Source organism: Herbaspirillum sp. NPDC087042 (genome assembly GCF_044745245.1).
Taxonomy (GTDB): domain Bacteria; phylum Pseudomonadota; class Gammaproteobacteria; order Burkholderiales; family Burkholderiaceae_D; genus Herbaspirillum.
The window spans coordinates 70,943-95,194 of the sequence record NZ_JBIUZW010000012.1; the positions used below are offsets into that span (position 1 = coordinate 70,943).

22 protein-coding genes and 1 pseudogene are annotated in these 24,252 nt (G+C 62.7%); 9 read left to right on the top strand and 14 right to left on the bottom strand.

All coding sequences use genetic code 11. From position 1 onward, the window contains the following. The first annotated feature begins 169 nt into the window (after positions 1–169). From ACIPHN_RS16875 to ACIPHN_RS16900, 6 genes and pseudogenes are all read left to right on the top strand, one after another. Positions 170–889: a type II secretion system protein J gene (locus ACIPHN_RS16875; RefSeq protein ID WP_400437875.1), complete on the top strand. Its 720-nt coding sequence runs from the start codon at positions 170–172 to the stop codon at positions 887–889. A gap of 72 nt (positions 890–961) precedes the next feature. Further along, the gene (locus ACIPHN_RS16880) at positions 962–1,600 is read left to right on the top strand and encodes a type II secretion system protein (RefSeq protein WP_400437876.1); all 639 of its coding nucleotides are present in this window, start codon (positions 962–964) and stop codon (positions 1,598–1,600) included. After that, complete coding sequence (locus tag ACIPHN_RS16885; RefSeq protein ID WP_400437877.1) at positions 1,600–2,325, top strand: type II secretion system protein; 726 nt, start codon at positions 1,600–1,602, stop codon at positions 2,323–2,325. Before ACIPHN_RS16880 ends, ACIPHN_RS16885 begins: the two co-directional genes overlap by 1 nt. A gap of 96 nt (positions 2,326–2,421) precedes the next feature. Continuing rightward, entirely contained in the window at positions 2,422–2,865 is a 444-nt protein-coding gene (locus tag ACIPHN_RS16890) for a toxin co-regulated pilus biosynthesis Q family protein (protein WP_400437878.1), read from the top strand. Positions 2,866–2,883: 18 nt separating this feature from the next. Beyond that, entirely contained in the window at positions 2,884–4,599 is a 1,716-nt protein-coding gene (locus tag ACIPHN_RS16895; protein ID WP_400437879.1) for a secretin N-terminal domain-containing protein, read from the top strand. 412 nt (positions 4,600–5,011) lie between these two features. Next, positions 5,012–5,140, top strand: a pseudogene (locus tag ACIPHN_RS16900) (IS3 family transposase); the annotation flags it as partial. Between the two features lie 140 nt (positions 5,141–5,280). On the opposite strand, the gene ACIPHN_RS16905 reads toward ACIPHN_RS16900, so the two are convergent. Continuing rightward, entirely contained in the window at positions 5,281–6,891 is a 1,611-nt protein-coding gene (locus ACIPHN_RS16905; RefSeq protein ID WP_400437880.1) for a methyl-accepting chemotaxis protein, read from the bottom strand. Between the two features lie 208 nt (positions 6,892–7,099). Next, complete coding sequence (locus tag ACIPHN_RS16910) at positions 7,100–8,506, bottom strand: PLP-dependent aminotransferase family protein (RefSeq protein ID WP_400437881.1); 1,407 nt, start codon at positions 8,504–8,506, stop codon at positions 7,100–7,102. A 166-nt stretch (positions 8,507–8,672) separates the two neighbouring features. On the opposite strand from ACIPHN_RS16910, the gene ACIPHN_RS16915 reads away from it, so the two are divergent. Together ACIPHN_RS16915 and ACIPHN_RS16920 are read left to right on the top strand one after the other, a co-directional pair. Then, positions 8,673–10,010: a hydroxymethylglutaryl-CoA reductase, degradative gene (locus ACIPHN_RS16915; protein ID WP_400438008.1), complete on the top strand. Its 1,338-nt coding sequence runs from the start codon at positions 8,673–8,675 to the stop codon at positions 10,008–10,010. Positions 10,011–10,079: 69 nt separating this feature from the next. Continuing rightward, positions 10,080–11,297 (top strand): ABC transporter substrate-binding protein, encoded by a 1,218-nt coding sequence (locus tag ACIPHN_RS16920; RefSeq protein ID WP_400437882.1) that lies wholly within the window; start codon positions 10,080–10,082, stop codon positions 11,295–11,297. A gap of 27 nt (positions 11,298–11,324) precedes the next feature. On the opposite strand, the gene ACIPHN_RS16925 is transcribed toward ACIPHN_RS16920, so the two are convergent. After that, positions 11,325–11,627, bottom strand: a complete 303-nt coding sequence (locus ACIPHN_RS16925; protein WP_400437883.1) for a helix-turn-helix domain-containing protein — start codon at positions 11,625–11,627, stop codon at positions 11,325–11,327. Further along, a complete protein-coding gene (locus ACIPHN_RS16930; protein ID WP_400437884.1) occupies positions 11,611–11,994 on the bottom strand; it encodes a type II toxin-antitoxin system RelE/ParE family toxin in 384 nt (127 codons plus the stop codon). The genes ACIPHN_RS16925 and ACIPHN_RS16930 overlap by 17 nt, the downstream gene beginning before the upstream one ends. Before the next feature lie 317 nt (positions 11,995–12,311). On the opposite strand from ACIPHN_RS16930, the gene ACIPHN_RS16935 reads away from it, so the two are divergent. After that, positions 12,312–13,592, top strand: coding sequence for an MFS transporter (locus ACIPHN_RS16935; protein WP_400437885.1), 1,281 nt, complete (start codon positions 12,312–12,314; stop codon positions 13,590–13,592). Between the two features lie 6 nt (positions 13,593–13,598). On the opposite strand, the gene ACIPHN_RS16940 is transcribed toward ACIPHN_RS16935, so the two are convergent. From ACIPHN_RS16940 to ACIPHN_RS16985, 10 genes are all read right to left on the bottom strand, one after another. Then, a complete protein-coding gene (locus ACIPHN_RS16940; RefSeq protein ID WP_400437886.1) occupies positions 13,599–13,934 on the bottom strand; it encodes a helix-turn-helix domain-containing protein in 336 nt (111 codons plus the stop codon). A 57-nt stretch (positions 13,935–13,991) separates the two neighbouring features. Next, the gene (locus tag ACIPHN_RS16945; protein ID WP_400437887.1) at positions 13,992–14,387 is read right to left on the bottom strand and encodes a helix-turn-helix domain-containing protein; all 396 of its coding nucleotides are present in this window, start codon (positions 14,385–14,387) and stop codon (positions 13,992–13,994) included. Positions 14,388–14,391: 4 nt separating this feature from the next. Further along, positions 14,392–14,784 (bottom strand): hypothetical protein, encoded by a 393-nt coding sequence (locus tag ACIPHN_RS16950; protein WP_400437888.1) that lies wholly within the window; start codon positions 14,782–14,784, stop codon positions 14,392–14,394. 9 nt (positions 14,785–14,793) lie between these two features. Then, the gene (locus ACIPHN_RS16955) at positions 14,794–15,645 is read right to left on the bottom strand and encodes a vesicle formation protein (protein WP_400437889.1); all 852 of its coding nucleotides are present in this window, start codon (positions 15,643–15,645) and stop codon (positions 14,794–14,796) included. A gap of 119 nt (positions 15,646–15,764) precedes the next feature. Beyond that, positions 15,765–17,321 (bottom strand): hypothetical protein, encoded by a 1,557-nt coding sequence (locus tag ACIPHN_RS16960; protein WP_400437890.1) that lies wholly within the window; start codon positions 17,319–17,321, stop codon positions 15,765–15,767. A gap of 44 nt (positions 17,322–17,365) precedes the next feature. After that, positions 17,366–17,716, bottom strand: coding sequence for a hypothetical protein (locus tag ACIPHN_RS16965; RefSeq protein WP_400437891.1), 351 nt, complete (start codon positions 17,714–17,716; stop codon positions 17,366–17,368). A gap of 33 nt (positions 17,717–17,749) precedes the next feature. Further along, positions 17,750–18,910: an HlyD family efflux transporter periplasmic adaptor subunit gene (locus ACIPHN_RS16970; protein WP_400437892.1), complete on the bottom strand. Its 1,161-nt coding sequence runs from the start codon at positions 18,908–18,910 to the stop codon at positions 17,750–17,752. A 22-nt stretch (positions 18,911–18,932) separates the two neighbouring features. After that, positions 18,933–21,026, bottom strand: coding sequence for an ATP-binding cassette domain-containing protein (locus ACIPHN_RS16975; protein WP_400437893.1), 2,094 nt, complete (start codon positions 21,024–21,026; stop codon positions 18,933–18,935). 863 nt (positions 21,027–21,889) lie between these two features. After that, positions 21,890–22,687: an EAL domain-containing protein gene (locus ACIPHN_RS16980; RefSeq protein ID WP_400437894.1), complete on the bottom strand. Its 798-nt coding sequence runs from the start codon at positions 22,685–22,687 to the stop codon at positions 21,890–21,892. Between the two features lie 69 nt (positions 22,688–22,756). Further along, positions 22,757–24,070: a TolC family protein gene (locus tag ACIPHN_RS16985; protein WP_400437895.1), complete on the bottom strand. Its 1,314-nt coding sequence runs from the start codon at positions 24,068–24,070 to the stop codon at positions 22,757–22,759. Positions 24,071–24,252: the final 182 nt, after the last annotated feature.

Genomic DNA, 24,252 nt, shown 5'->3' on the forward strand with positions numbered 1-24,252 from the left:
GATGAAATAAATCGCCTGCCCCACACCAAGTAATGACGATTCAGGTACTTGCGCCTGCGAGTCTGCCTCGCAGGCGCGAGCGCATCGTCGCTCTCTATCGATTCATCCAATTATCCCTTGGTGCCACCCACTTTCAGCCGGCACCAGGCATGTTCTAAGGAATTTTAAAATGTTCTACTCCCCTCACAAGACAAAGAAAGCGCGCCCCCAGCGGAAAGCGCAAAGCGGCTTCACCATTGTCGAACTTTCGGTGGCGGTGGCCATCGCCGGCGTGCTGCTGGTCTCGGCCATTGCGCTGGTGCAGGTGGTGCTGCGACAGTCGCGCGCCAATGATGTGGTCAGCGGCATTCCTCGCCTGATGACCCAAATCGACAAGATTTTTAGCCAGGCCACTAGCTACGCGGGTCTGACGACCGATGGGGCTATTGGCTTCGGCGCCTTTGATGGCGTCTTCGATATTGCAGGGACTTCGCCAAATCGCCGCGCGAATAACCGCTTTGGTTATCCCACCACGGTGGATGTCGCCACGGCTTTCGGCGGGGCAGACACTTCCAGTGGCTATGTGGTTACTTTAGCCGGCATTCCTACCTCGTCCTGCGCCGATATCGTCTCTTCTGCCGCTGCTACCGGCGTGCGCGGCATTCTTGTTCAACCCGAGGCGACTTTGGGAACACGTTCTATTACTGCTGCTGGCATTTCTACGTTGACCTTAACCGGATTGACCGGAGTTGCTGCTGGCGGTGCTGCCCCGACTGATGCCACAGGCAGCGCTGCCGTAGTTAAAGGACACCTGCTGAACGGCCTGCTCGACGTCGCAGCGGCGACCAATGTGCGTGCTTGCGGCACCGGTAACGCGAGCGTAAGTATCGGTCTGGTCAACTGGAAGTAATGCGCTCACGATAATTTTTTTGATGCCGCTCTTGCAAAGGAGCGGCATTCGAAGAATGCCCCCCATTTTCTCATGAAAAAACAACAATTCGGCTACACGCTGGTAGAGCTCTCCGTGGTCCTGGCCCTGGCTGGTATCGTCGCGCTGGGCAGTGTTGCCGGCGCCATGTCGCTGATTGATCAACAGAGAATCAACGAATTCTCCGCACAGAATACCGACGCCATCAAGCGCATCAACGATACCTATGCCCAGTTGCCCAGCTATAACGGCCTGTCCTTGCGGCAAGCGGTGTCCTTCGGCGCTTTCAGCCAGTTCATCATCAATCAGCGCGCTACCGACAATGTGACCGTGACCCATCCGTTCGGCGGTGCCGTCGGCGTAGCACCGGTCAATGGACCAACGCCCCTGGCCTGGGGCTTGTACCTCAATGCCATCCCGGCATCGCACTGCATCGATTTGCTGTTCCGGTCCGCGCCAGCATCGGATGCCCTCGTGGTTTTCCCCGGCGGGATGAGCAACCCGGTCGACTGGCGCGGCCAGATCCGTCTCGATGCCAGCGTACCTGCGATCGCCATCGACGGCGGTCTGGGTGGTGCGGGCCCTCTCATCGCCAAGAATCTGACAACGAATCTTTCCCCCGACTCGCTGTCGAGGGTGTGCAATCTCGCCGGCAACCGCTTTGGTGTCCTGCTTCTGAAATCTAAACTGTGATGAGCCTCTTCACGATATCCCGGCGCCCCTGCGCCAGACGCACCCACGACAGAGCTGGTCCTGCTCGCTTGCAGCAACTGCGTCGACATGGTTTCACACTGGTGGAGTTATCCGTGTCGATGGCCATTTCCGCCATTGTGGTGGTGGCCTCGCTGACGGTGCTGCGCCAGCAGCTCGACCAAGCCCAGGTGAGCTCGTCATCCTTTTTTTTGCGACAGACCCTGGTGTCCCTGCAGGATTTTTTTGTGGGCGGTGCAGGCGCCGCTGCCATCGACAACAGCACACTGGCCAATGGCGGAGCCGTAGCACGCCAATACGTAGGCGGCGGCACCGGCCCCAATACCCGTATCAGCAACACCTGGGGCGGTCGAATGTTCGTGGGCCAATTGAATGCCGGCAGCAACGCCGACTGGGTATTGCAAGTATCAGGCCTGCCCATGCGCCTGTGTCCCGACATCGTGCACAGCCTGGAATCGAGCCTGAACGCCGGTGGACTGCGGCATGCCCTGGCAGGCTCGCCGACCACGGGCGCAGAGATCGCCACACAAGCACTCGCATCGGTCTCGCTGAATCCCGGCCGCTTGCTGCACACGCTCTCGCCCACCGTCTACATCTTGAAAGAGTCTCCCTATGTCCCCATCAGCCCCGCTGCCCTGACCAGCCTGTGCGAAACCAGACAGCCTTACTTCAACCTCTTCCTCACGAGCAATAACAATGCTCTTTAAGGATGGCATTTACTTATGAAAACAGTCGCGTCCTATCCCACCTATCCTGGCCGCCTTAGAAGCCTTCCTCGTCTATGGCTACGCCCCCTTGCCCTGATGGCGGTCTGCCTTCCCGTCCATGCCCAGCAGGTAACGGAGCAAGCCCCCACCGTGACCGCCGCGCCGGTTGCCAGCCCCCGCGCCTCGGTCTGGCAACCTAATGGCGCATCGAACTCGTCCGAGCTGTCCGATGGCATTGGCGTCTCCGCAACGGACCAGCCGCCCGATCCAGGCGTGCAGCAATGGCAGGTGCGACGCGCCGACGTCTCGGTGCGCCGCATGCTGCAGCGCTGGGCGCGCGAGGCCGGCTGGCAACTGGTCTGGGACGCCCCCCGCGATTTCCCCGTCGACACCGAACTGCAGTTGTCAGGACGTATCGAGCAGGTCGTCAGCGCCGTGGTGGAGTCACTGGCCATCACTGATTATCCAGTTCAGGCGCGCATCAACAGCGAGCTGCGCATCATCCGCATCGGCCGCTATCTGGAAGGCAAGGCCCGCTGAGGCCCATCGAGGTAAATTATGAACATCGAACACATCATCGCTCCCCTGAGTCAGCCCCATCTGGCGGCTGCACCGCGTCCGCCGCAAGGCCGCCGTTACGCTCAGACACTTCCCCTGCTCATGGTCACCAGTGTGCTGTGCACGGCGTGCAGCACCTGGCAGCAGGCCGGTCAGACGTTGGACGACGTCGTGAAGCGCACCGAAACCTCCCGTGCCGAGCTGACCACATCCCAGCCGCGCCCCGCCTATGCGGTCAAGGACACCCGCCTGATCATCGCCACCCGTTCCATACCGCTGTCGCGGGAGGCGGCGCTGCCGGAGGCGATGCGTCAGGTGGCCTTCCGCTTCCCGGGTCGTTATTCCATGGCCACCATCGTCGAACGTATCGCCAGCGAGACCGGCGTACCCATGCTGCTCACGCCCGATGCCCTGATGCCGGCCTCACGCTTTGCCGTCGGCGGGGCCGTAGGCGCGGCGCTGGCGGCCGCAGCGTTGCCGCTCCCGGGCGCGGGTCCGCAGGGCGGCCCAGGCGAGAAAAACGCTTTCGGCGAAAAGGGCCTGAGCGACATGAGCTTCACCAACCAGGCTTATGGCAACACCTATGAACTCAACTACGCCGGATCGTTTGCAGGTCTGCTGGATTACGTGGCCGTGCGCGCCGGCCTGCAGTGGAAATACGAGGACGATCGCATCCTTTTCTATCGTGTCAGCACCCGCACCTTCTTCGTCAAGACCCTGAGCACCTCCTTCAAGTACACCGCTACGTTGTCGGCCTCAGCTGATAGCGGTGGCGGAGGCGGCGGTGGTGGGGGCGGCGGTGGCGGTGGGGGCGGAGGTGGCAGCTCGGCCAGCATGGATTTCGAGTCCGACTTCTGGGGCGGCATCGAAAAGACCCTGGGTTCGCTGGTCTCCAACGGCGGCAAATTCTCGGTCGATTCCAAATCGGGCGTGATCACGGTAACCGATGCCGCCGAGCCGATGAAGGTGGTGGACAGCTATATCGAGCAAGTCAACAAGGCGCTGATGCGTCAGGTCAGCCTGGAAATCCAGGTACTGTCGGTGCAGTTGAACGATGAATTCTCTGCCGGCATCGACTGGAATGTGGTGCGCAACAATTTCGCCTCTTCCGCCCCTGCGGCGCTGTTACCCAGCCAGTCTGGCAGCCCCTTCACCTTTGCTTACCAGAACGGCAATGGCAATGCCGCGCTGATCAAGCTGCTCAAGACCTTTGGCCGGGTCTCAACGACCTATTCCGGGGTGGCCGTGACCTCCAACCGGGTGTCGGTGCCATTGATGGTGGTGAACCAGCAGGCATACCTGAAGCAGACCCAGGCGGCCGTGGTCACCGGTGCGCAGACCGGCAGCGTCACGACGACCGGGCCCAGCCTGACACCAGGCCAGATCAGCACCGGCATGTCCCTGGCCTTCCTGCCGGTGGTGCTCGATTCCAACCAGGTGCTGCTGCAGACCTACATCAACATCTCCAGCCTCAAGGGCCTGCCCTCGTTCAGCTCGGCCGGGCAGACCATTCAATTGCCCAACGTCAGCGCCTTTACCGTGGGTCAGCGCATGGTGGTGCCGTCGGGCGAAACGCTGGTCATGCTCGGTTATGACCAGGCCCAGGCCAATGCCAGCAACAGCGGCAGTGTCGATGGCCTGTCGGCCAGCAAGACCGCTTCCAATACCCGGCAATCCTTCGTGATTCTGATTACCCCACGGCTGACCGATGTTTAAGAGACTACTCAACAAGAAGCCAGCCCGCAAAGCCCGTCCGGTGGTGGACCACAGCCGCATCTTCCAGAAGGAAAAACTGGGTATCGTGGCTGGCCTGCGCTGGGTACCACTGGCCAAAGGCGAGCGGGGCAAACTCTTCAATGCGGCTCGGGAGGCGGGCGAACACAGTTATTGCATCACGCCCGACGGCACGCAGATCGGTTTCTTCTCTTCCAATCCGGGTGGACACGGCAAGGGGCGCGGCGCACTGGTCTCGCTGGCGCTACTGCTGGGCAAGAATTATTCGCACGGCGGCGAGGAAATCTTCGCCTTCCATGTCGATGCCATGCGCAGCTGCCTGGTCGTATTGCGCGACGGACAGCCGGTGCCGGGATTCGATGTCATCGGCGGCGCTGACGTGGTGGCCGAGCGCAGGGCAGCAGCGACGTCCGATGTGTTCGATTACATTGAAATGTTCTACAACCCGATTCGCCGGCATGGCTCCGCCGGCGACCTATCACCTGTAGAGTTTGAGAAGCGCTACGCGCTAAAGGACTCGTGAGTGTCTACTAAATGCTGGTCGGCCCAAGACGAATCATTGAACTTCCATCGGCGTCAAGAGTTCGACGCCCGGTCGGGATATGGCCAGCAACAGGAGCACAGCCGCATCATCCGCAATCTCCCCCCGGGACGTCGGCCAGCTCAGCGAGGCAGCTCAGGGCTGGTCGGTGTAACGTCGATTTCACGCCGCACGACCTGATCCCCGGCATTGAGGCGGAACACGCTGACCAGGCGCGTGAGACTGTCGGCCTGGTTCTGCATCGAGGCTGCTGCCGCTGCCGCCTGTTCCACCAGCGCCGCATTCTGCTGGGTCACCTGATCCATCTGGGTGATGGCCAGGTTGATCTGCTCAATGCCGTTGGTCTGCTCGGTGCTGGCTGCGCTGATCTCGGCCACGATATCGGTCACCCGGCGCACGCTGCTGACCACTTCCTGCATGGTGCTGCCGGCCTGCTGGACCAGGCGGCTGCCATCGCCGACCTTTTCCACCGAATCGTTGATCAGTTCCTTGATCTCCTTGGCAGCCGAGGCCGAACGCTGGGCCAGCGAACGTACCTCCGAGGCCACCACCGCGAAGCCACGTCCCTGTTCGCCGGCACGGGCGGCTTCCACCGCCGCATTCAAGGCCAGGATATTGGTCTGGAAGGCAATGCCATCGATGACGCTGATGATTTCCACAATCTTGCGCGAGGAGTCGTTGATGGCGCCCATGGTATCGACTACCTGGTTGACCACGCCGCCGCCCTGCTCGGCCACCGCCGAGGCGGAATTGGCCAGCTGGCTGGCCTGGCGGGCGTTGTCGGCATTCTGGCGCACGGTGGAGATCAGTTCTTCCATGGCCGAGGCGGTCTCCTCCAGGGAGCTGGCCTGTTCTTCGGTGCGCGAGGACAGGTCCAGGTTGCCGGCGGCAATCTCGGACGACGCCGTGCTGATGGTGTCGGTACCGCTGCGCACATTGCTGACGATGCCACGCAGGCTGTTGTTCATATCCTTGAGGGATTGCAGCAACTGGCCGGTTTCATCCTTGCTGCTCACTTGGACATCTGCCGACAGGTCGCCCTCGGCGACCCTGCGCGACACGTTCACGGCCGTCTGCAGCGGCTTGGTGATCCCGGTCGTCAGGTAACGCGCCAGCACTACGCCCAGCAGCAGGATCAGGCCTTCCAGCAGAAGGATCAACATGCGGCTCTGGGCGGCGATGCTGTCGATGCGCTGGGCGGTGTCGTCGATGTCCTTGCGCTGCATGTCGACCAGCTGGCGCATCAGCTGCTGATAAGTGGTCGAGGTCGGCACGAAGGTCTTCTCCAGGATGCTCATGGCCTCTTCCATGTTGCCGGCGGCCTTGGCCTTGGTAATGGCATCACGGGACGACAGGTAGACCTTGCGCTGTTCGCCGATCTTCTCGAACAGGGCCTTTTCTTCGGGGCTATTGAGCAGGGACTCGACCTGCTTCTGGAATTCGGTGGAGCTCTTGGTCGAGGCCGCCGCTTCGTCGGCGAAGAACGCCACCAGCGACGTATCGCTGCTCTTGGCAATGGCGATGGTGCGGCGAATACCTGCGGTCAGGTTGGTGTACCAGTCGCCGATGAGGCGCTCGGTCTTGAGCGGTTCTCTCATCATCTCGCGTGTGGCGCTGGCGACCTGCTCCAGACGCCACAGGCTGATGCCCGCGACGATGACCGAAAAAGCCAGGATAAGCGCAAAGCCCAAGGTCAGGCGTTTGCCGATGTTCATGTTGCCGAAGATATTCATGGTGGATCTGTCCCTATCAGGGCGCCAACGAGGGAGCGCGCCTGTTATCGTTAACTTTCTTTCATTGTTCTTTTCATGTCTCAGGCAGTGCTGACACATATTGACACTATGGCAGGCGGGCGATGCGCGTACAACCAGGCTAAACGAGGAATACACGGCGATTGCCCGCTTACTTCCGGATAGCGTCAAAGAGCATGCAAAAACTGCCTCAGCGGCCGGGAATTACTGCCTTTCCGGCAAGTATTTCACCCATGGCCGAGGCGAAGCGAGGGTCGGCCAGCAAACCAACATTGAAGCGCGACCAGGGCACGACCTGCTCGGTGTCGACATGGAAGATGCTGCCCGGGGCCAGCACGATGCGACGCTCCATGAGCGCCTGCGCCAGCAGCTTGGCGTCGCCGAAGGCCGGGAACCTGGCCCACAGGTACATCGATTGCTGCGGTGCGCAGAACAGTTCCGCACCCAGTTGTTCGAGCTGGTGGCTGGCCTGCTCGGTGGCCTGGGTGAGACGGTCGCGCAGGCGCGCCGTGTGGCGGCTGAAATGGCCGTCGGAGAGGATCACATCCAGGGTGCGCTCGCAGTATTCGGAGCTGCTCATGTGGACCAGCATCTTGATATCGGCCAGGTCGCTGGCCAGGTCGCGATGACAAGCGATGAAGCCCACCCGCAGGGCGGCCGAGACCGACTTCGAGAAGCTGCCGATATAGAGGGTGCGCCGTAGCTGGTCCAGTGTGGCGATGCGGGCCGCAGTGGCCGGCTTGAAGTCGGCAAAGGCGTCGTTCTCGACGATGAGGGCATCGTAGCGGTCGGCCAGTTGCAGGATCTGGTGGGCCTTGTGCGGTGCGGTATCGGATGCCGTGGGATTGTGCGCCAGCGATTGCGTGAAGAACAGCGGCGGCTTGCCCGGCAGCTTGAGCTCGCGCTCCAGCACCTCCAGGTCGGGGCCGTCGGCCAGGCGCGGGATACCGACGATGCGTGCGCCGGACAGCTTGAGCTTGCCATACAACATGTAGTAGCCGGGTTCATCGACCAGCACCCGGTCACCGGGGCGGATGAAGTTGCGGATCACGATGTCCAGCGCCTGGTTGGCGCCATGGGTCAGCACGATCTGGCCGGTGCCGGCTTCGATGCCATGCTGGGCCAGCTTGTGGACCAGGTGCTGGCGCAGCGGCAGGTAGCCGAAGCGACTGCCATAGCCGAACAAGGCGCCGATGCCGGTACGCACCACCTTCTGGTGGAACTTGTCCAGCCGCACATCGTGTAACCACTCCACCGGCGGAAAACCGTCGCCCAGGCGCAGGTGGCTGGCATCATGCTTGAGCTGCTCGCGCATGAGCCAGACCACGTCCATGGCGCGGCTGAGGCTACCCTCCTCGTCTTCCTTGGGGCGTGCCGGCGTGGCACAGACGAAGAAGCCCGAGCCCCGGCGCGGCTCGGCCACGCCCAGCGCAGTAAGCTCCTCGAAGACATTGACGATGGTGTTCTTGGCGCAGCCATGGCGGGCCGCCAGTTCGCGTATCGAGGGCAGGCGGCTGCCGGGTGCATACAGGCCATCGGCAATCTGGCGGCGGATCAGTTGCACCAGGGTGCTGGTGAGGGTGCGCGGCTCGGTCATGACGGGTCTCCGTTGTTGTTGCGGGCAGGGCTCGCCGGCCCTGTCTTGTTGCGATGCAAATCGATTGTCCTGGGTACAGTCGTCGCACTGTTGGTTAAAACTGTACCCATAACCATTGGTACAGCCTTGCTATCCTGCCTGCGCCTACCCTGCAGTGCAAGCCAAGATCAACAACACCCGGAGAGACAAGCGCATGTCCCACGACGTCCATCCTGGCACCCCGCCAGATTCCCGCCTGCCCGGCTTCCGCAGCTTCACGCCCGAACAGCGGCTGGCCGAACTGGCCCGCCTGACGCAGCTCGATGCCGCCGACCTGGCCCTCCTGAGCCAGCCCGGCGCCCTGCCCCTGGCCACCGCCAATGGCATGATCGAGAACGTGGTCGGCAGTTTCCAGCTGCCACTGGGCGTGGCCGGCTACTTCCAGTTGAATGGTCGCGACGTGCTGGTGCCGATGGCGGTCGAAGAGCCTTCGGTGGTGGCTGCGGCCTCCTTCATGGCCAAGCTGGTGCGCGAGTGCGGCGGTTTCCAGACCTCCAGCAGCGCACCGCTCATGCGCGCCCAGATCCAGTTGCTGGGCATCAGCGACCCGCACGGCGCGCGCCTGGCCATCCTCAAGGAACGCCAGGCCATCATCGACATCGCCAACAGCCGCGACCAGTTGCTCAACCAACTGGGCGGCGGTTGCCGCGACATCGAAGTGCATGTCTTCCCCGACACCCGCCGTGGCGCCATGGTGGTGACCCACCTGATCGTGGACGTGCGCGACGCCATGGGGGCCAACACCGTCAACACCATGGCCGAAGCCGTGGCCGGCCACATCGAGCAGATCACCGGTGGCAAGGTGCGGCTGCGCATCCTCTCCAACCTGGCCGACCTGCGCCTGGCACGCGCCAGGGTCAAAGTCTCGGCCAAGGTGCTGGGCACGGCGCAGCACAGTGGCGAGGAAGTCATCAACGGCATCGTCGACGCCTACGAATTCGCCGCCGTCGATCCCTACCGGGCCGCCACCCACAACAAGGGCATCATGAACGGCATCGACCCGGTCATCGTCGCCACCGGTAATGACTGGCGCGCCGTCGAAGCCGGCGCGCATGCCTATGCCTGCCGCCAGGGACGCTACACTTCGCTCACGCACTGGGAGATCGCCAGCGATGGCGACCTGGTCGGCACGCTGGAAATCCCCATGCCGGTCGGTCTGGTGGGCGGCGCGACCAAGACCCATCCGGCCGCACGCGCGGCGCTGAAGATCCTGCGGGTGGAATCTGCCCAGGAGCTGGCCGAGGTGGCGGTGGCCGTCGGCCTGGCGCAGAACATGGCCGCCCTGCGGGCCTTGGCCACCGAAGGCATACAGCGCGGTCACATGGCACTGCACGCCCGCAACATCGCGCTGGCCGCCGGCGCCGAGCCTGCCGACATGGACTGGCTGGTGCAGCAGATGGTGGCCCGCCACGATGTGCGGGTGGACTATGCCCGCGAACTACTGGCGCAGCGACGCCAGGCCTGAGGCCAGGCCCCGATCACGCAGCAACAAGCGCCGCCCCGAGGCGGCCGACAACAACAAGGAGACAAGAGCATGAAAGCATTCCAGACCCTGCGCCTGCTGGCCGCCGCCTGTGCCGTGGCCGGCGCCTTTGCCGCCCCGGCAGCGTACGCCCAGATTTCCAATGACGTGGTCCGTATCGGCTTCATCACCGACATGTCCGGCCCCTATGCCGACACCGATGGCACCGGCGGCCTGGAAGCCATCCGCATGGCGGTGGCCGACTACGGCGGCAAGGTGCTGGGCAAGCCCATCGAAGTGATCTCGGCCGACCATCAGAACAAGGCCGATATCGCCGCCACCCGCGCCCGCGAGTGGGCCGACGAACGCGGCCTGGACATGCTCATCGGCGGCGTCAACTCGGCCACGGCCCTGTCCATGAACAAGGTCATGGCCGAGAAGAAGCGCGTCTACATCAACATCGGCGCCGGTACCGCGCGCCTGACCAACGAAGAATGCACGCCCTACACCGTCCACTATGAATACGACACCGTGGCCCTGGCCAAGGGGACGGCCAGCGCGGTGATCAAGCAGGGTGGCAAGTCCTGGTTCTTCCTGGTGGCCGACTATGCCTTCGGCCATTCACTGGCCAACGATACCGGCGCAGTGGTCAAGGCCAGCGGCGGCACCGTGGTGGGCTCGATCAAGCATCCGCCACAATCCTCCGACCTGTCGTCCTTCCTGTTGCAGGCACAGGCATCGAAGGCGCAGATCCTGGGACTGGCCAATGCGGGCGAGGATACGGTCAATTCGATCAAGGCCGCCAAGGAATTCGGTATTACCAAGACCATGAAGCTGGTGGGTCTGCTGATGGTCATCAATGACATCCACGCCCTGGGCCTGGCCAATGCCGAAGGCCTGATGATGACCGACAGCTGGTACTGGGACAAGGACGAGGCCTCGCGCAAGTTCGCCGAGCGCTTCTACCAGAAGATGAAAAAGATGCCCAGCACCCACCAGGCCGCCGCCTATTCGGCCACCACCACCTATCTCAAGGCGGTGGAAGCCGCCGGCACCGACGACTCGACCCGCGTCATGGCGCAGCTGAAGAAGACCCGCATCGACGACTTCTACAACAAGGGCTATATCCGCGCCGATGGCCGCAACATCCACGACATGTACCTGTACCAGGTCAAGTCGCCGGCGGAATCGAAGAAGCCCTGGGATTACCTGAAGTTGTTGGAAACGATCCCGGGTGAACAGGCGTTCACGACCGTGGCCGAATCCAAGTGCAGTCTGCTCAAGCAGTAAGAGTAAGGCTGCCAGCGGCCCTGCAGGCTAGAGGATGGCCTGCAGGCCCTTGTCGGCGAGGATGTTCAGCAGTTTCAGGGCGGGGCCGGCCGGTCTGGTCTGGCCGCTTTCCCATTTGCGCACGGTCGAGGCCGTGGTGTGCAGATGCAGGGCGAACACTGGCTGGCTGAACTTGAGCGAATGCCGCAGGCGCTTGATGTCATCCGCGCTGAATTGCCGCACCGGCGGCGGGAAGATGGCATCGAACTTGCGCATGGTCACTTTGCCGATGGCCCCGGCCTCCAGCAGCGCGTCCAGGTCGCCACGCAGCGATTCAATGATATTGCTCACAATGCACCTCCACCAGAACGCCGGCACAGACGGCTTTAAACAGGGCTTCGTCACGCAGTTCGAGCAATACGCCGCCCGCAAATTGCAACGCCCGGATCTCGTCATGCGAAAGGTTGTCCACATCGTTCTTCGCGAAACCATGGAGAAAGACGTACCGCATGCCAATCCGCGCCGAGACCAGGGTACGGTAACCGCCCCTCTTGCCCGCCCCGGGACGGGCGACGCGCATCTTGTAGAGCAGACCGCCAAGATCGGCATCGATGAGGCCGCGCTCCATGTCACGAACCGTCTTGCATAACAAGGCATCGGGCAGGTTCTCGCGCACTTGCCAGCGCACAAAGTCTTTTCGCTTCAGGATAGCCGGCATCCAAACCCCAATAATGTATCCGTAACGGGTATGTTTTAAAAGTCCTGTGCGGGCGCTTGCAGTGTGCGTACGACGCTGGCGATTTTTGCTCTCTCCGGGGATGGCAGCCCTTATCTGACTTGCCTAAGAAGCCACTTGGGCCTACTCTTGCAAGCCGCCCCATTGCTGCGCGCATCCACGCTGCATGCGCAGGCGGCCCGGCAACACAATAAAGTTGGTTCCCATCCGTCTTCACCGACACCGCATGCCCGGCTTGCCAACCGCGGCGTGTTGCGGACCACCTACCCTCATCGCCATCGAATCGCCAAGGAGTCCCTTTGAGTCAACCAGACAACACCGGCAAGACCGCCCCTACCCAGGGCTTCACACGCTACCAGAGGACCGTCGTCGGTCTGCTGGCCTTCCTGCAATTCGCCGTGATTCTCGATTTCATGCTGATGTCGCCGCTGGGCGCCATGATCATGCCGGCCATGCAGATCACCCCGCAGCAGTTCGGCCTGGTGGTCTCGGCCTATGCCTTCAGCGCCGGCGCTTCCGGTTTGCTCACGGCCGGTTTTGCCGACCGCTTCGACCGCAAGCGCCTGCTGCTGTTCTTCTATAGCGGCTTCGTGATCGGCACCCTGTGGTGCGGCCTGGCGCAGAGTTTCGAGAGCCTGTTGCTGGCACGCATCGTCACCGGCCTGTTTGGCGGCGTGATCGGTTCGATCAACCTGGCCATCGCCACCGACCTGTTCGCGCCGCAATTGCGCGGCCGCGTCATGGGCATCATCCAGACCTCGTTTGCGGCCAGCCAGGTGCTGGGCATCCCCATCGGCCTGTACCTGTCCAACACCTGGAACTGGCATGTGCCCTTCATCGCCATGGCCGCACTGGGCCTGGTGGGCGGACTGGTGGTGAGCTTCAAGCTGCGGCCGGTCGACGGCCACCTCAAGCTCAAGCAGGAACACAGCGCCTGGATGCACCTGTACCACACCGTCACCGAGCCGCGCTACCTGACCGCCTTTGCCACCACCGCCCTGCTGATGACCGGCGGCTTCATGCTCATGCCCTTCAGCAGCGCCTATCTGGTCGGCAACCTGGGGATCGACCTGCATCACCTGCCCACCGTCTACCTGGTCACTGGCCTCTGTACCATCGCCTTCGGTCCGCTGATCGGACGCGCTGCCGACAAGGTCGGCAAGTTCCGGGTGTTCGTCTTCGGTGCCACGCTGTCCATCATCATGGTGTTGATCTATACCCACCTGGGACCGGTCACGGTACCCATGATCATTGTGGTCAATGCGGTGCTGTTCCTGGGGATCTTCTCGCGCATGATCCCGTTCCAGGCGCTGGTGTCGTCGGTGCCGGGTCCGACCCAGCGTGGCTCCTTCAATGCCATCAGCGCGTCCATCCAGCAATTGTCGGGCGGTGTGGCCTCGGTGATCGCCGGTCATATCGTCACGCTGTCACCCGATGGTCACCTGGGCAATTTCGATATCGTCGGCTTTGTCATCGTCGGTACCACGCTCCTGGCCTCGCTGCTGGTGTGGCGCCTGGATCGCGATGTGCGGGTGCACACCGGCCAGCTGGCGGCCGACGCCAAGGCCAAGGCCACCTGAGCCCGCTCAGGGGTTGTCCTTGCCGGCGTAGCTGGCCAGGTTGCGGATGATTTCGCGTCCATTGACGTCAGCGCGGCAATAGTGATCGACCAGCATGCGCACCTCGCCGTCGCCTTGATCGGGCAGGCAATCCGGTTCGTCACCGGTGAGCAGCCAGTTCAGGTCGACGGCGAACTCGCGGTGCAACTGCAATAGCAGTTCGCCGCCCGGCATGGCCTTGCCGGCCTCCAGCCAGCTGATGTGGCCGGTCGATGTATTGAGGCGCTGTCCCAGCTCGCGCTGGCTCAGGCCGTTGGTGAGCCGCACTTCCTTGAGCCGGCTGCCGATTTCTTCACTGAACATCTCGTCTCCTGCTCGCACTGCGTTGTGCCCGCTCTCCCACTGTTCCCCCTGTCAACCTCACGTGATGACACCGGACGTACATGCCCCCTGCCCGGCCAGGTAGCTGGCCACGGCCATGACCAGCGTCTTGCCGCTGGCCGGCGCATGGACATAGTCCACGATGAGCGTCTTGATGTGGAACCCGTAGCGCGGTGGCAAGTCGGGCTCCTGGCCGCTGAGCAGCCAGTTGATATTGATGTCGAATTCGCGGTGCAGGCAGCGCAGGAACCGCCCTCCCGGCATGCTATGCCCCAGTTCGACGCAGCTGATATAGGCCCCCGAGGTACCCAGGCGCTGGGCAAAATCCCGCTGGTTCAGGCCGATCAACAGCCGCGTCGCCTTGAGGCGTTCTCCAACCACTTTCTTCGATACTTCGGCCTGGTCTGGCGTCATGCTCCCGGTGTGGCTGACCATGGCATCAAGCTCCCAAGAACAAGGTCGTCGTGGCACCCCGATGATGCTGGTGCAACTCGCCGAAGACGACGCTGGGATGCACGGCCAACGATGCGTCGGAACTGGAGTTGAGGAAATCGAAGCGCTCGCTCTGCATGAAGATCTGCTGCAGGGTGAGCACGCCGTCACTGAACTCCAGGCTGCGCTCGGGATGCACCAGGGCGTCCAGCGCCCCCTCCCGCAGCAGGATCTGTCCTCCGCTACGCAAGACCAGCAGCAGGTCAATGCCCAGGCTGCGCACGTCCTTGATCGATTCGATCGGGATCTTGCGCAACGCGGTACCGGCCTGTGCCAGGTCGAGCGTATAGGTCGTCTTTCCCATCAGGGCTGCCTCGATGGAATTGTCTGCTTCGGACATGATGCTGGCTCACTCCGTCTTCTGGATGCGGATTTCCAGGCCTTCGGTACCGCTCTGGCGCGCCGCCGGGACCGGGTCGATGCGCTGGCGGATGCGCGCCGCCGGCACGCCGATGGACAGCAGATGGTTACGCACCGCCACCACCCGATAGAAGGCCATGCGATTGGACTCCGACAAGCCTTCCACGGCAGCGGAAGAAATGGTGAAGTTCTGCTCGTGATTGCCATTCCACTCGAAGTGACTGATGAAGGTGTCGGTCATGCGCCTGGCTTCGTCGGCCCCCAGATCGACCGTGCCTGGACGGAACCGCACGATCAGCACGCTGGGGCGCAAGGCCAGCGCTTCCACACCCTTGGGCAGCGCACCGGCGCCGCCGCTGGCATCGACCGTACGCTCGGATGCGCCGGGCTTGGCCAGGTTGGCGTCCGGCGGCGAGAGCATGCTGTTGCCGCGATCCTTCTGGTTGGGCTTCTCGGTCTTGCTCAGTCCGGCCACCTTGAAGCGCTGATCGTTTTCGCGCAGCTTCTCCTTCAACTCCGCGACGTCGGCCTTGTAGCGCACCTCATTGTCATTGAGTGTTTGCCGCAGGCGTTCGATCTGGGCATGCAGATCTTCCTCGCTGGGCTGGTCAGGCTTGACCTCCGAGGCCCCCGGGAAGGCTTTTTCAGAGGGCTTGCCAAGCGCCTCGATCTTGGAAGTCTTGCTTTCGTAGGCTTCGTCTCTGGCCTTCATCGAAAAGTACATGACGGCCATCGCCAGGATGGCGATGAGCAGCAGCAGGTACATGACCATGTTGACCATGGAGTCGACATAGCCGGGCCAGAAATTTTGTTCATCCGAATCGGCTGAATGAGCGGCCATGGGTAGTTCTCCTTTGCAAAAATGAATGTCCAGAACAGGGACGCATGCGTCCCCGCCCCCTCTCCTGATGGTGTGCACCGGCGGCTGCCGGTGCCTGTCCGCTTACCGCGCACCCCGGCTCATACGCCGAACAGGGTGTGTACGGTGTCGGGCTTGTAAGCTACGTTTTGCAGATACAGCGTGTAGACCTGTCCACCGGCAGCCGGACCATTGAGATCCACCACCAGTTTGGTAGTGACGTTATTGGCGGCCGAGGCAGTGACGTACTGACTGAGGTTGCCGGCCGTGACGGTCTGGCCGAATACCGCGATCTTGTCCTGTCCCACGGTGAAGTCGGTCACGGTCGCGGCCAGCTTGCCGGGATTGGTTGCACCGAACACACCCAGCACCAGCGTGTCGTTGCCCAGGCCGGTCTGGATCAGGGTATTGGCGCCATTGGCCGTCGCCCCCAGCGGGATGACGTCGTTGCCGGCGCCACCGCTGGTATTGCCCAGCGACTGCGCGGTCCAATACCAGCCCAGGGTCTGGTTCTGGATCGACGCTGTCTGGCCGTTGTTGACCCCATCGCTGATGTCGGTGGCCGTGATGCTCAGGTCCTTGTAGAGACCCGGTGCCAGCACGTTGGCCGACGTGGTCATGGAGAAGTTACCCGGCGCGAAGGTATCGAAGGCCAGTACCTGGCCGCCCATGCTCACCGTGACCAGATAGCGATCGCCGGAGGCCGCACTGCCCACGGTCCCGCTGAAGGTCAGGTTCTGCGACAGCCCGTCTGTACCGACGGAAACGCCGCCTTGCTCCGACACCATGGCGTAGCTGGTGCTGGACGCATTGATGTCGCTCACCACCCCATCCTTGCCGGTCACCTGCAGATTGGACAAGACCGGTGCGCTTGCACCCGCCGCCAGGTTCACCGTGACATCATTGCCCACTACCGTGTTGCCGGCCAGGTCCACATACTTGGTGGTGATGACGTGCGTGCCGGCCGACAGGCTGTGCGCCACTTGCACGTTGACGCTCTCACTGCTGCTGCCGATGTCGCCTACGCCCAATACCTTGCCGCCCAGCAGGGTCGATCCTTCATAGAGCTGCACGGTATCTCCCACGCTGGAATGCGTGCCGTCGTAGCTGGCCGAGATGGTCGGCATGGAGTCCGGGTTGCTGGTCTGCACCTGGTAGAGCAGGCGGACATTGCCGATGTCATACGCTTTCGAAATCCCCCCGCCCGTGAACGCGTAGACGTCGGTATTGGCGCTATAAAATCCTCCCGTATCGTTGAGCAGCAGCTTGCTGCCATCCGGAGAACTGAAGTTGTAGTTCTCGCCCTTGACATAGTTGGCGCCCTGATGGTCCATGGAGAAGCTGCTCCCCAGCGTCAACGGCGTGGCCAGCGAATAGTAGGTCCTGTCCGAGCTGTTGGTGGTATTGGGATTGCTGGTGATGGACAAGCCGCCCCATTCCGCATAGATGGCCTTGAGTGAGGCGATGAAGGCCGCTGGCGTGCTGCCCGCCGGCAGCAGGCTGGTCAGATCGGCGCTCTCGCCTTTGCTCAGGTTGTGCGTGTTGCTCGCTCCCAGGATGTCCGGCACGGCAATCGTGCGGTAGCTGCTCTGGGTGGTGCTCAACAGGGTCGCCGTCACCGCGCTAGGTGCCACCACATCCACATTCAGATTGGTCACGCTGGTACTGCTGTTACCCGCCTGGTCGGTCAGGGTGATGGTGGCTACACGGCTGCCACCGGTCGGGGTGGCGGCCTGTCCTGCAGGGCCAGGGCCTGGGTTGCACGCTCGTCGTGCTCGTGCGAGCGCAGGCGTCGGCTCAGGAAATCCAGGTGCTTGCCTTCGACCAGCAGTTTCCAGGTGCAGGCGATCGTGAGCAACTGGCCGGCCACCGTGACGATGACCAGGAGCACCACGAAGAACGGGTTGGCGACATGCCTGATCAGCTCCATCACGCGACTGAACATTAGGGCATTGACCAGCAGGTAGGCAGCGAATACGAACAGCGTGCCAAACCAGGGCAGGATGTAGGCCGGGTCGGGAGCAACTTGCTTGTTGAGTGTGGCGATCTTCATCGGATGGTCCTTGTTTTAAGTGATTAGTGAGGCTTATCGCTCCCCCATTGACTCCTGGATTGTCTTGGCGATAGGTTTGACCAGGAACGAAAGGACGGTGCGGGTATTGGCCTTGATCTCGACGGTGGCGGTCATCCCTGGCTTGACATGGATGCCGCTGGCCTTCTGGCCCTTGAATACGGTGTCTTCCAGGGCGATGTGTACCCGGTAGTAGGGCACGGCGCCCTGTCGTGTCTCATCCAGCAGGGTGTCGGGACTGACATAGACCACATGACCGTTGAGGGTGCCGTAGATGGCGTAGTCGTAGGCGTCCAGCTTGACGTTGGCGGCCTGGCCCGTCTTGACGTAGGCGGAATCGGCGGTCGAGACCTTGGCTTCGACGATCAGGTTGTCCACCGGCAGGATTTCCATGACGACGTCGCCCGGCCGCACGACGCCACCGATGGTGGTGACCCGGATGTTCTTGACCACGCCATCGGCCGGCGCGCGCAGCTCGGTGTGCTCCAGCACCTGGGTGCGGTCTTCCAGTTGCTCGCGCTGGGTGCTGAGGTCTTCCTGCACCTTGGTCATGTCCACCAGGGCTTCCTGGAAGTACTTGTTGCGCTTGTTGTTGATCTGGGCGCAGATATCGGCCACGTTGCGCTGCAGGCGCAGGACATCGGCGCGACCGACGTCGCCGGTCTTCTCCAGGTTCCGGTTCATCTCCAGTTCCTGGCTGGCCAGCCCCAGCATGTCGTCCAGGGCCAGCAGGTCCTGGTCGATCAGGGCCTTGCGCTTGATGTAGAGGTCTTTCTGGTTGGCGATGTATTCCCGGTACTCCAGCAGGTCCGGCTCGAAGTTCAGGGGCTGACCATAGACCTCGGCCCGCAGGCGCGCCAGGGCGATGCGCAATGCCGCGACCTTGGCGCGGCTGTCGTTGAGGGAGGTCTGGACCCTGTCCTGCTCCAGCACCATCAGCAACTGTCCTTGCCTGACGCCCTCGCCTTCCTTGACCAGGATCTGCTTGACGGGCCCGCCATCGGGTGCCTGCACGGATTGGGTACGCGAAACGGCGATGACCTGGCCCTGCGCCCGGGTCACCTGATCGATATGGCTGAACCCTGCCCAGACCAGCAGGAGGAGCACGGTCGCCATCGACAGGCGCAATATCCATTGCGCCGATACCAGGGGGTTCTTGACTGTCTTGTTTTTCATATGAAATCCGAATTCACCTGCCTCATGCCGCCGTCGTCACAGCGACTGCCGAGGGTTCTCCACGCAAGCGCGCCAGGACGGCATCGCGCGGTCCATCGAGCACGATGCGGTTGCCCACGACGACGATGACGCGGTCCACCATGGGCAGGAAGGCAGGCTTGTGGGTCACGACCACCAGCGTGCGACCGGCGCCGACTTCTTCCTGCAGAACGTTCAGGCAATGGCGTTCCAGGTCTTCGTCCATGGACGCGGTCGGTTCGTCGAGCAGGAAGATGTCGGGCTGGCACAGCAGCAGCCGGGTAAAGGCCACCAGCTGACGCTGACCGCCGGAGAGGCCGCGCCCGCCCTCCTGGATGGGCAGGTCCAGCCCCTTGGGGTGGGCTGCCACCAGGCGCAACAGGCCGGTGCGCTCCATCACGCGGCGCAGGACTTCATCGCCGGGATCGGGCAGGCCGATCAACAGGTTCTCGCGCAAGGTGCCGACAAAGAGCCGGTGATCCTGTTGCAGGTAGCCGATGTGCTGGTTCAGCGTGAGGCGATTGATACTGGCCATGTCCAGGCCGTCGAGCAGGATGCGTCCCTGCTGTGGCCGGTACAGGCCGGAGAGCAGACGCAGGATGGTGGACTTGCCCGCGCCGATGGGCCCCAGGATGGCGATGCGTTCGCCCGCATCGATACTGAGCTTGTCGATGGTCATCGCATTGAGCAGGCTGCCGGCATAGGTGAACTTGGCCTCCTCGACGCGGAACTGGCCGCGCAGGCTGTCGGGCGTCAGCTGGCGTTCGCCGCCCTGGTCGGTCTGCAGGGCGTAGATCTTTTCCAGCCCGGCCAGGGTGGCCTTGGTATGCGCACGCTGCACCATCAGCCCCGGGATCATGGCCACCGGGGCCAGGATGCGTCCGCCCAGGATGGAACAGGCGATCAGGGCGCCCATCGTGATCTGGCCATTGATGACCAGGAAGGCGCCGACGATGACGGTGGTGGAATAGCTCAACTGCTGCAGGGTCGCCGCGACATAGCCGGCGTGGTCGCCGATGGCGCGCATGGCCATGTCGCTGCGGATCGATTCGGCGCTGACGTCGATCCAGCGTGAGAGGAATTTCCAGCCGCCCGAACCGGACTTGATGGTCTCGACGCCTTCGACGGTCTCGACCAGCAGGCCGGTCTTGAGGTTGGAGGCGGCTGCGCTCTTGTCGGCCAGGCGTACGACCTTGCGATTGGAAAGATAGCCGATCAGGATCGCGGCCAGGCCGAACAGGGTGGGGACCACTGCCATCCAGGGGCTGGCGATCATGGCGATGACCAGCACGAAGAGCAGGCCCAGCGGCAAATCGACCAGGGTGAAGAGGGTCTGGGAGGTATAGAAGGAGCGGATCTGTTCATAGCCGCGCAACTGGCCGGCCAGGCTGCCGACCGAACCGGGCAACTGGTCCACCCGCACCGAGAGCAGCCGCTCGAACAGCGCCTGCGAGAGCTTGGCATCCAGCCCCGAGACCACCGAATCCATGATGTGCGAGCGGGCGAACTTCATGCCCAGCTCGAAGAGGATGGCCAGGCCCACGCCGGTGGCCAGCACGATCAGGGTTGCCACGCCATGGGTCGGGATGACACGGTCATAGACCTGCATCGAGAAGATGGACGCGCCCAGGGCGATGATGCTCATGACGACCGAGGCCAGCACCACTTCGATGAGCACCGGGCGGAATTCAGCAATGGCTTCCAGGAAGATGTGCTCGAACCCCTTGGGCGCATCCTTTTCGTCCCGACCGGCGAAATCGATCCTGTAGGCGCCGGCGGGCAGGTCATCGTCACCGAGCAGCGCCTGGCCATCCGCGCTGACGAAGGCCCAGCGACCGTCGGGACGCTGGTCGACCAGCAGCCCCCAGCCCTGCCCCTCGGCCCGACAGAGCAGGGGCAGGCTGGCGCGCTGCGGTTGTTGCTGGTGTTCGGGCTTGGCGATATTGAGGGCGGCACACAGGCGCGGGAACTCCACATCCTGCCCGGCCTGGACTGCGGCGGTGACGGCACCATCCAGCCGGACTGGATCGAGGACCACGCCCTGGCGACGTGCGATCGCGGCGATCGCCCAGGACAGCGAAGCAAGCGACTCGCTCATTGCACTGCTCCGGCGAGTGAGGGCGAAAACGCGCGATGGGCTGGCGGGTGTTCCTGGCTGACCGGCCCGCTCGGGCGAACCCGCTGGCTGGGCTGCTGGTGCCGGCAAGGATGGAATTTTTTTCTCATGGCGACTTATAAAAAGGGACTATCAAACGTATCGGCTACCTTGCCTGCCATGCAGGCCGAGACACACCCGATACCGCAACACGCAAACCAGATGCATCTGAGCGAGTTGAATGCAAAGGCAAGCAAAATCCATCCGACGAATTGCCGCCCGACTCGCAGCTTCTGGAGAATCCCCTCGTTGCTGACGCATCGGCGCACCATGAGAGACCAGCCCTTCCGGCGCCCGGGAACGTACCGAAAAATCCGGTCGGCACACATCGTCAGGGAGCCTATGATCTTTTAATTCATATAAATTTTTAATTGTCCTTTCGTGCATTTCAGCGGCATTCAATTCACCAGTTTTGTTAGTAAATGGAAGTCCATACGTTTTTCATCTGGTCTCGATTTTTAAAACCTGATTACTCTCGCCAGGCATCGACATGCTTCATCTCACCACCTTTTCTGCGCACCATGACAGCGCCGAAAACGGCCTCCAATCCCGCTTGAAACAGCATTACAAAGGAAAACTCCCCTCGATTTCGACATGAAATGAGGGGAGCAAAACCGCATTCGCCATCTGATGGACAGACTGGATATCGTCGCTGATGACAGCATCCATTGGGAATATTTTTTCTGGATGCAAAACTAACTTTATGGCGATTACATGATTTTTTTAATTGGTCTTTGGTGAAGAAATCGACCATTACGATTTTGCACCGGTGTCGGTGATGTTCAGAATGAACGCGGGCAAGCGCGTCACGTCGCCGCAGGGGGCGCCTTCGCCTCATTTCCGGCGTCCAGATACGCCATCAATTGCGTGCAGGACATGGGCCTGGCGAAATGCCATCCCTGCGCATAGCGCACGCCTGCATCGGCCAGGTAGCGCGCCTGCACGATGTCCTCGACGCCCTCGGCAACGACCTTCATCCCCAGGGCAGCGGCCATGCCGATGATGCAATCGAGGATGGGCGGCGACGGACCATCGCCGGCAATGCCACGGACGAAGGCGCGATCGATCTTCAGGACGTCGCAGGGCAGTTCGTGCAGGTAGCGCAGGTTGGAGTAGCCCACACCGAAGTCATCCAGGGCGACCACATGTCCTCGGCGTCTGGCTTGTGCCAGGGTATTGCGGGCGCTCTCGACTTCGATCTCGCTGCCCTCGGTGACTTCCAGCCAGACTTGCGCGGGGTGGATGCCACTGCCCGCCAGCCGCTCTTCCATGAGGGGCAGGATCCGTCCGCTGCTGACGTCATGGGGGCAGACATTGATGGCCACATGCAATGCGGGATGGCTCACCAGGCAAGCCCCCAGCTCCCGGATCACAAGATCGACGACGCGCTCGGTGATGACGTCGACGCATTGCAGCCGCTCGGCAACCGGGATGAAGCGTTCCGGCAAAACGTTCTCGCCGTTCTCGCGTCGCCAACGCACCAGCGCTTCGACGCCCGCACATTGCCCGCTCGATAGTTCGATGACGGGTTGATAGACCACGGCAATCTCGTTGCGACGAAGCGCATTCCGGAGTTGCCGCCGGTCGATCACATCCGCCTTCACGGTGTGCTCCAGCCAGGCGGGAGCGACGGTGTCGGCATGGGCGAGATGGCGACAGCGTCTCTCATGGCATCAGCGGAGGCGATCGATGCCATAGGCCCACAGCAGCAGCTTGCGTCCGTCGGCAATGCTCATGGCCGTGACATCGGCCTTCTGCAGGTCGGTCTGGACCACTTCGCGCACCGCGTTCATCACGTCCAGCCAGGAACGACGGCCCGACAGGTATTGCCGGGTATAGGAGGCCTGTACCTCCTCGGCAGAGCGGGCGACATCTTCCAGGTTGCCGGCGCGGCCGATGGCCTGCTGGTATTCGGTGTAGGTCGCGCCGATCTGCGAGATCAGCTCCAGACGCGCCGCGTCCACCGCCAGCAGGGCGGACTGGTAGCGGCCGCGTGCGGCGTCGACTTCCGAACCCAGCGACAGCCCCGCGCCCAGTTGCATCTGCATGCCGATGAAGCCGCGATTGCTGCTGGGCTGGTTGGAGACGCTGTAGTTGCCGCGCTGGTGTTCCAGGCGGGCATAGACTTCCGGCCAGTACGCGGCCTGGCGTACCTTGATGGCCGATTCCTGGACTTGCGCGTCGGCCCGCAAGCGCTTGAGCAAGGGGCTGCTGGCAAGGGCGCTTTCGGTCAGGGCCGGCAGGTCCTCAAGCGTCGGGGCCTGCTCGACGTCGGTGCGCAGTTCAGCATCCGCCAGCGGCAGGCCGACCAGTTGCTCCAGCTGCAACCGCGCCGACTGGCGCGCCGCCTTGGCCGCCAGCAGGTCGGTCAGGGCCTGGTCGCGACGCCCCTGGACCAGGGTCACGTCGACCTTGGCGGCGGCGCCCTCCTTCTCGCGGCGCCGGCTCTGTTCCAGGAAGTTTTCCAGTGCTGCCAGGTTCTTCTGGTTGGCGGTGCTGGCCAGGTCAGACCTGAGCCAGAGGCTGTACTGCGAAATCACCTGCTCGGCCAGACGGAAGCGCTGCTCGCGCACCGCCTCTTCGGCCGATTGCTGGTTCTGCTGCGCCTGCTCCAGCTGGGCCGTCAGGCGTCCGCCCGACCAGAGCGTCTGCTGCAGGCGCAGGATCACCACGCTGGCGTCGCCGCCATAGGAGATATCGCGACTGCCACTGGTGCCGGCGCGTTCCACCGAGACCGACGGCGTGGGGAAGAATTGCCATTGTGCCGATGACACCCCTTCTGCGGCGGCCTCCGCCGCACGCTGGCGTGACAGTGCCGAGGGGTTGTTGTAGGCGGCGGCCTTGACCAGTTCGTCCAGCGTGATGGCACTGGCATCGGGATTCCAGGCCAGCAGGGCCAGGCAGAATGCCGGCGCGTGCCAATGGCAGAAACGATAGCGATGGCGGCGGAGGCCGGGAGAAGCGTGCTTGTTTGTGTTGTCATTCATCAGCGGTCATTTCCGGTTGCTCTTGTCCGCCTCTGCAATGACAGTCGTGACCTCATCCCGGCAAGCTGCCGGGCGGGAAAATCAGGACCGCGGATGATCTCGCCATGGGTAGATGCGACAGGCACGGCCCCCACGACGGATTGCAGGAAAAAGGAAGGAACTCGGACAAGAAAGTGCTTTTT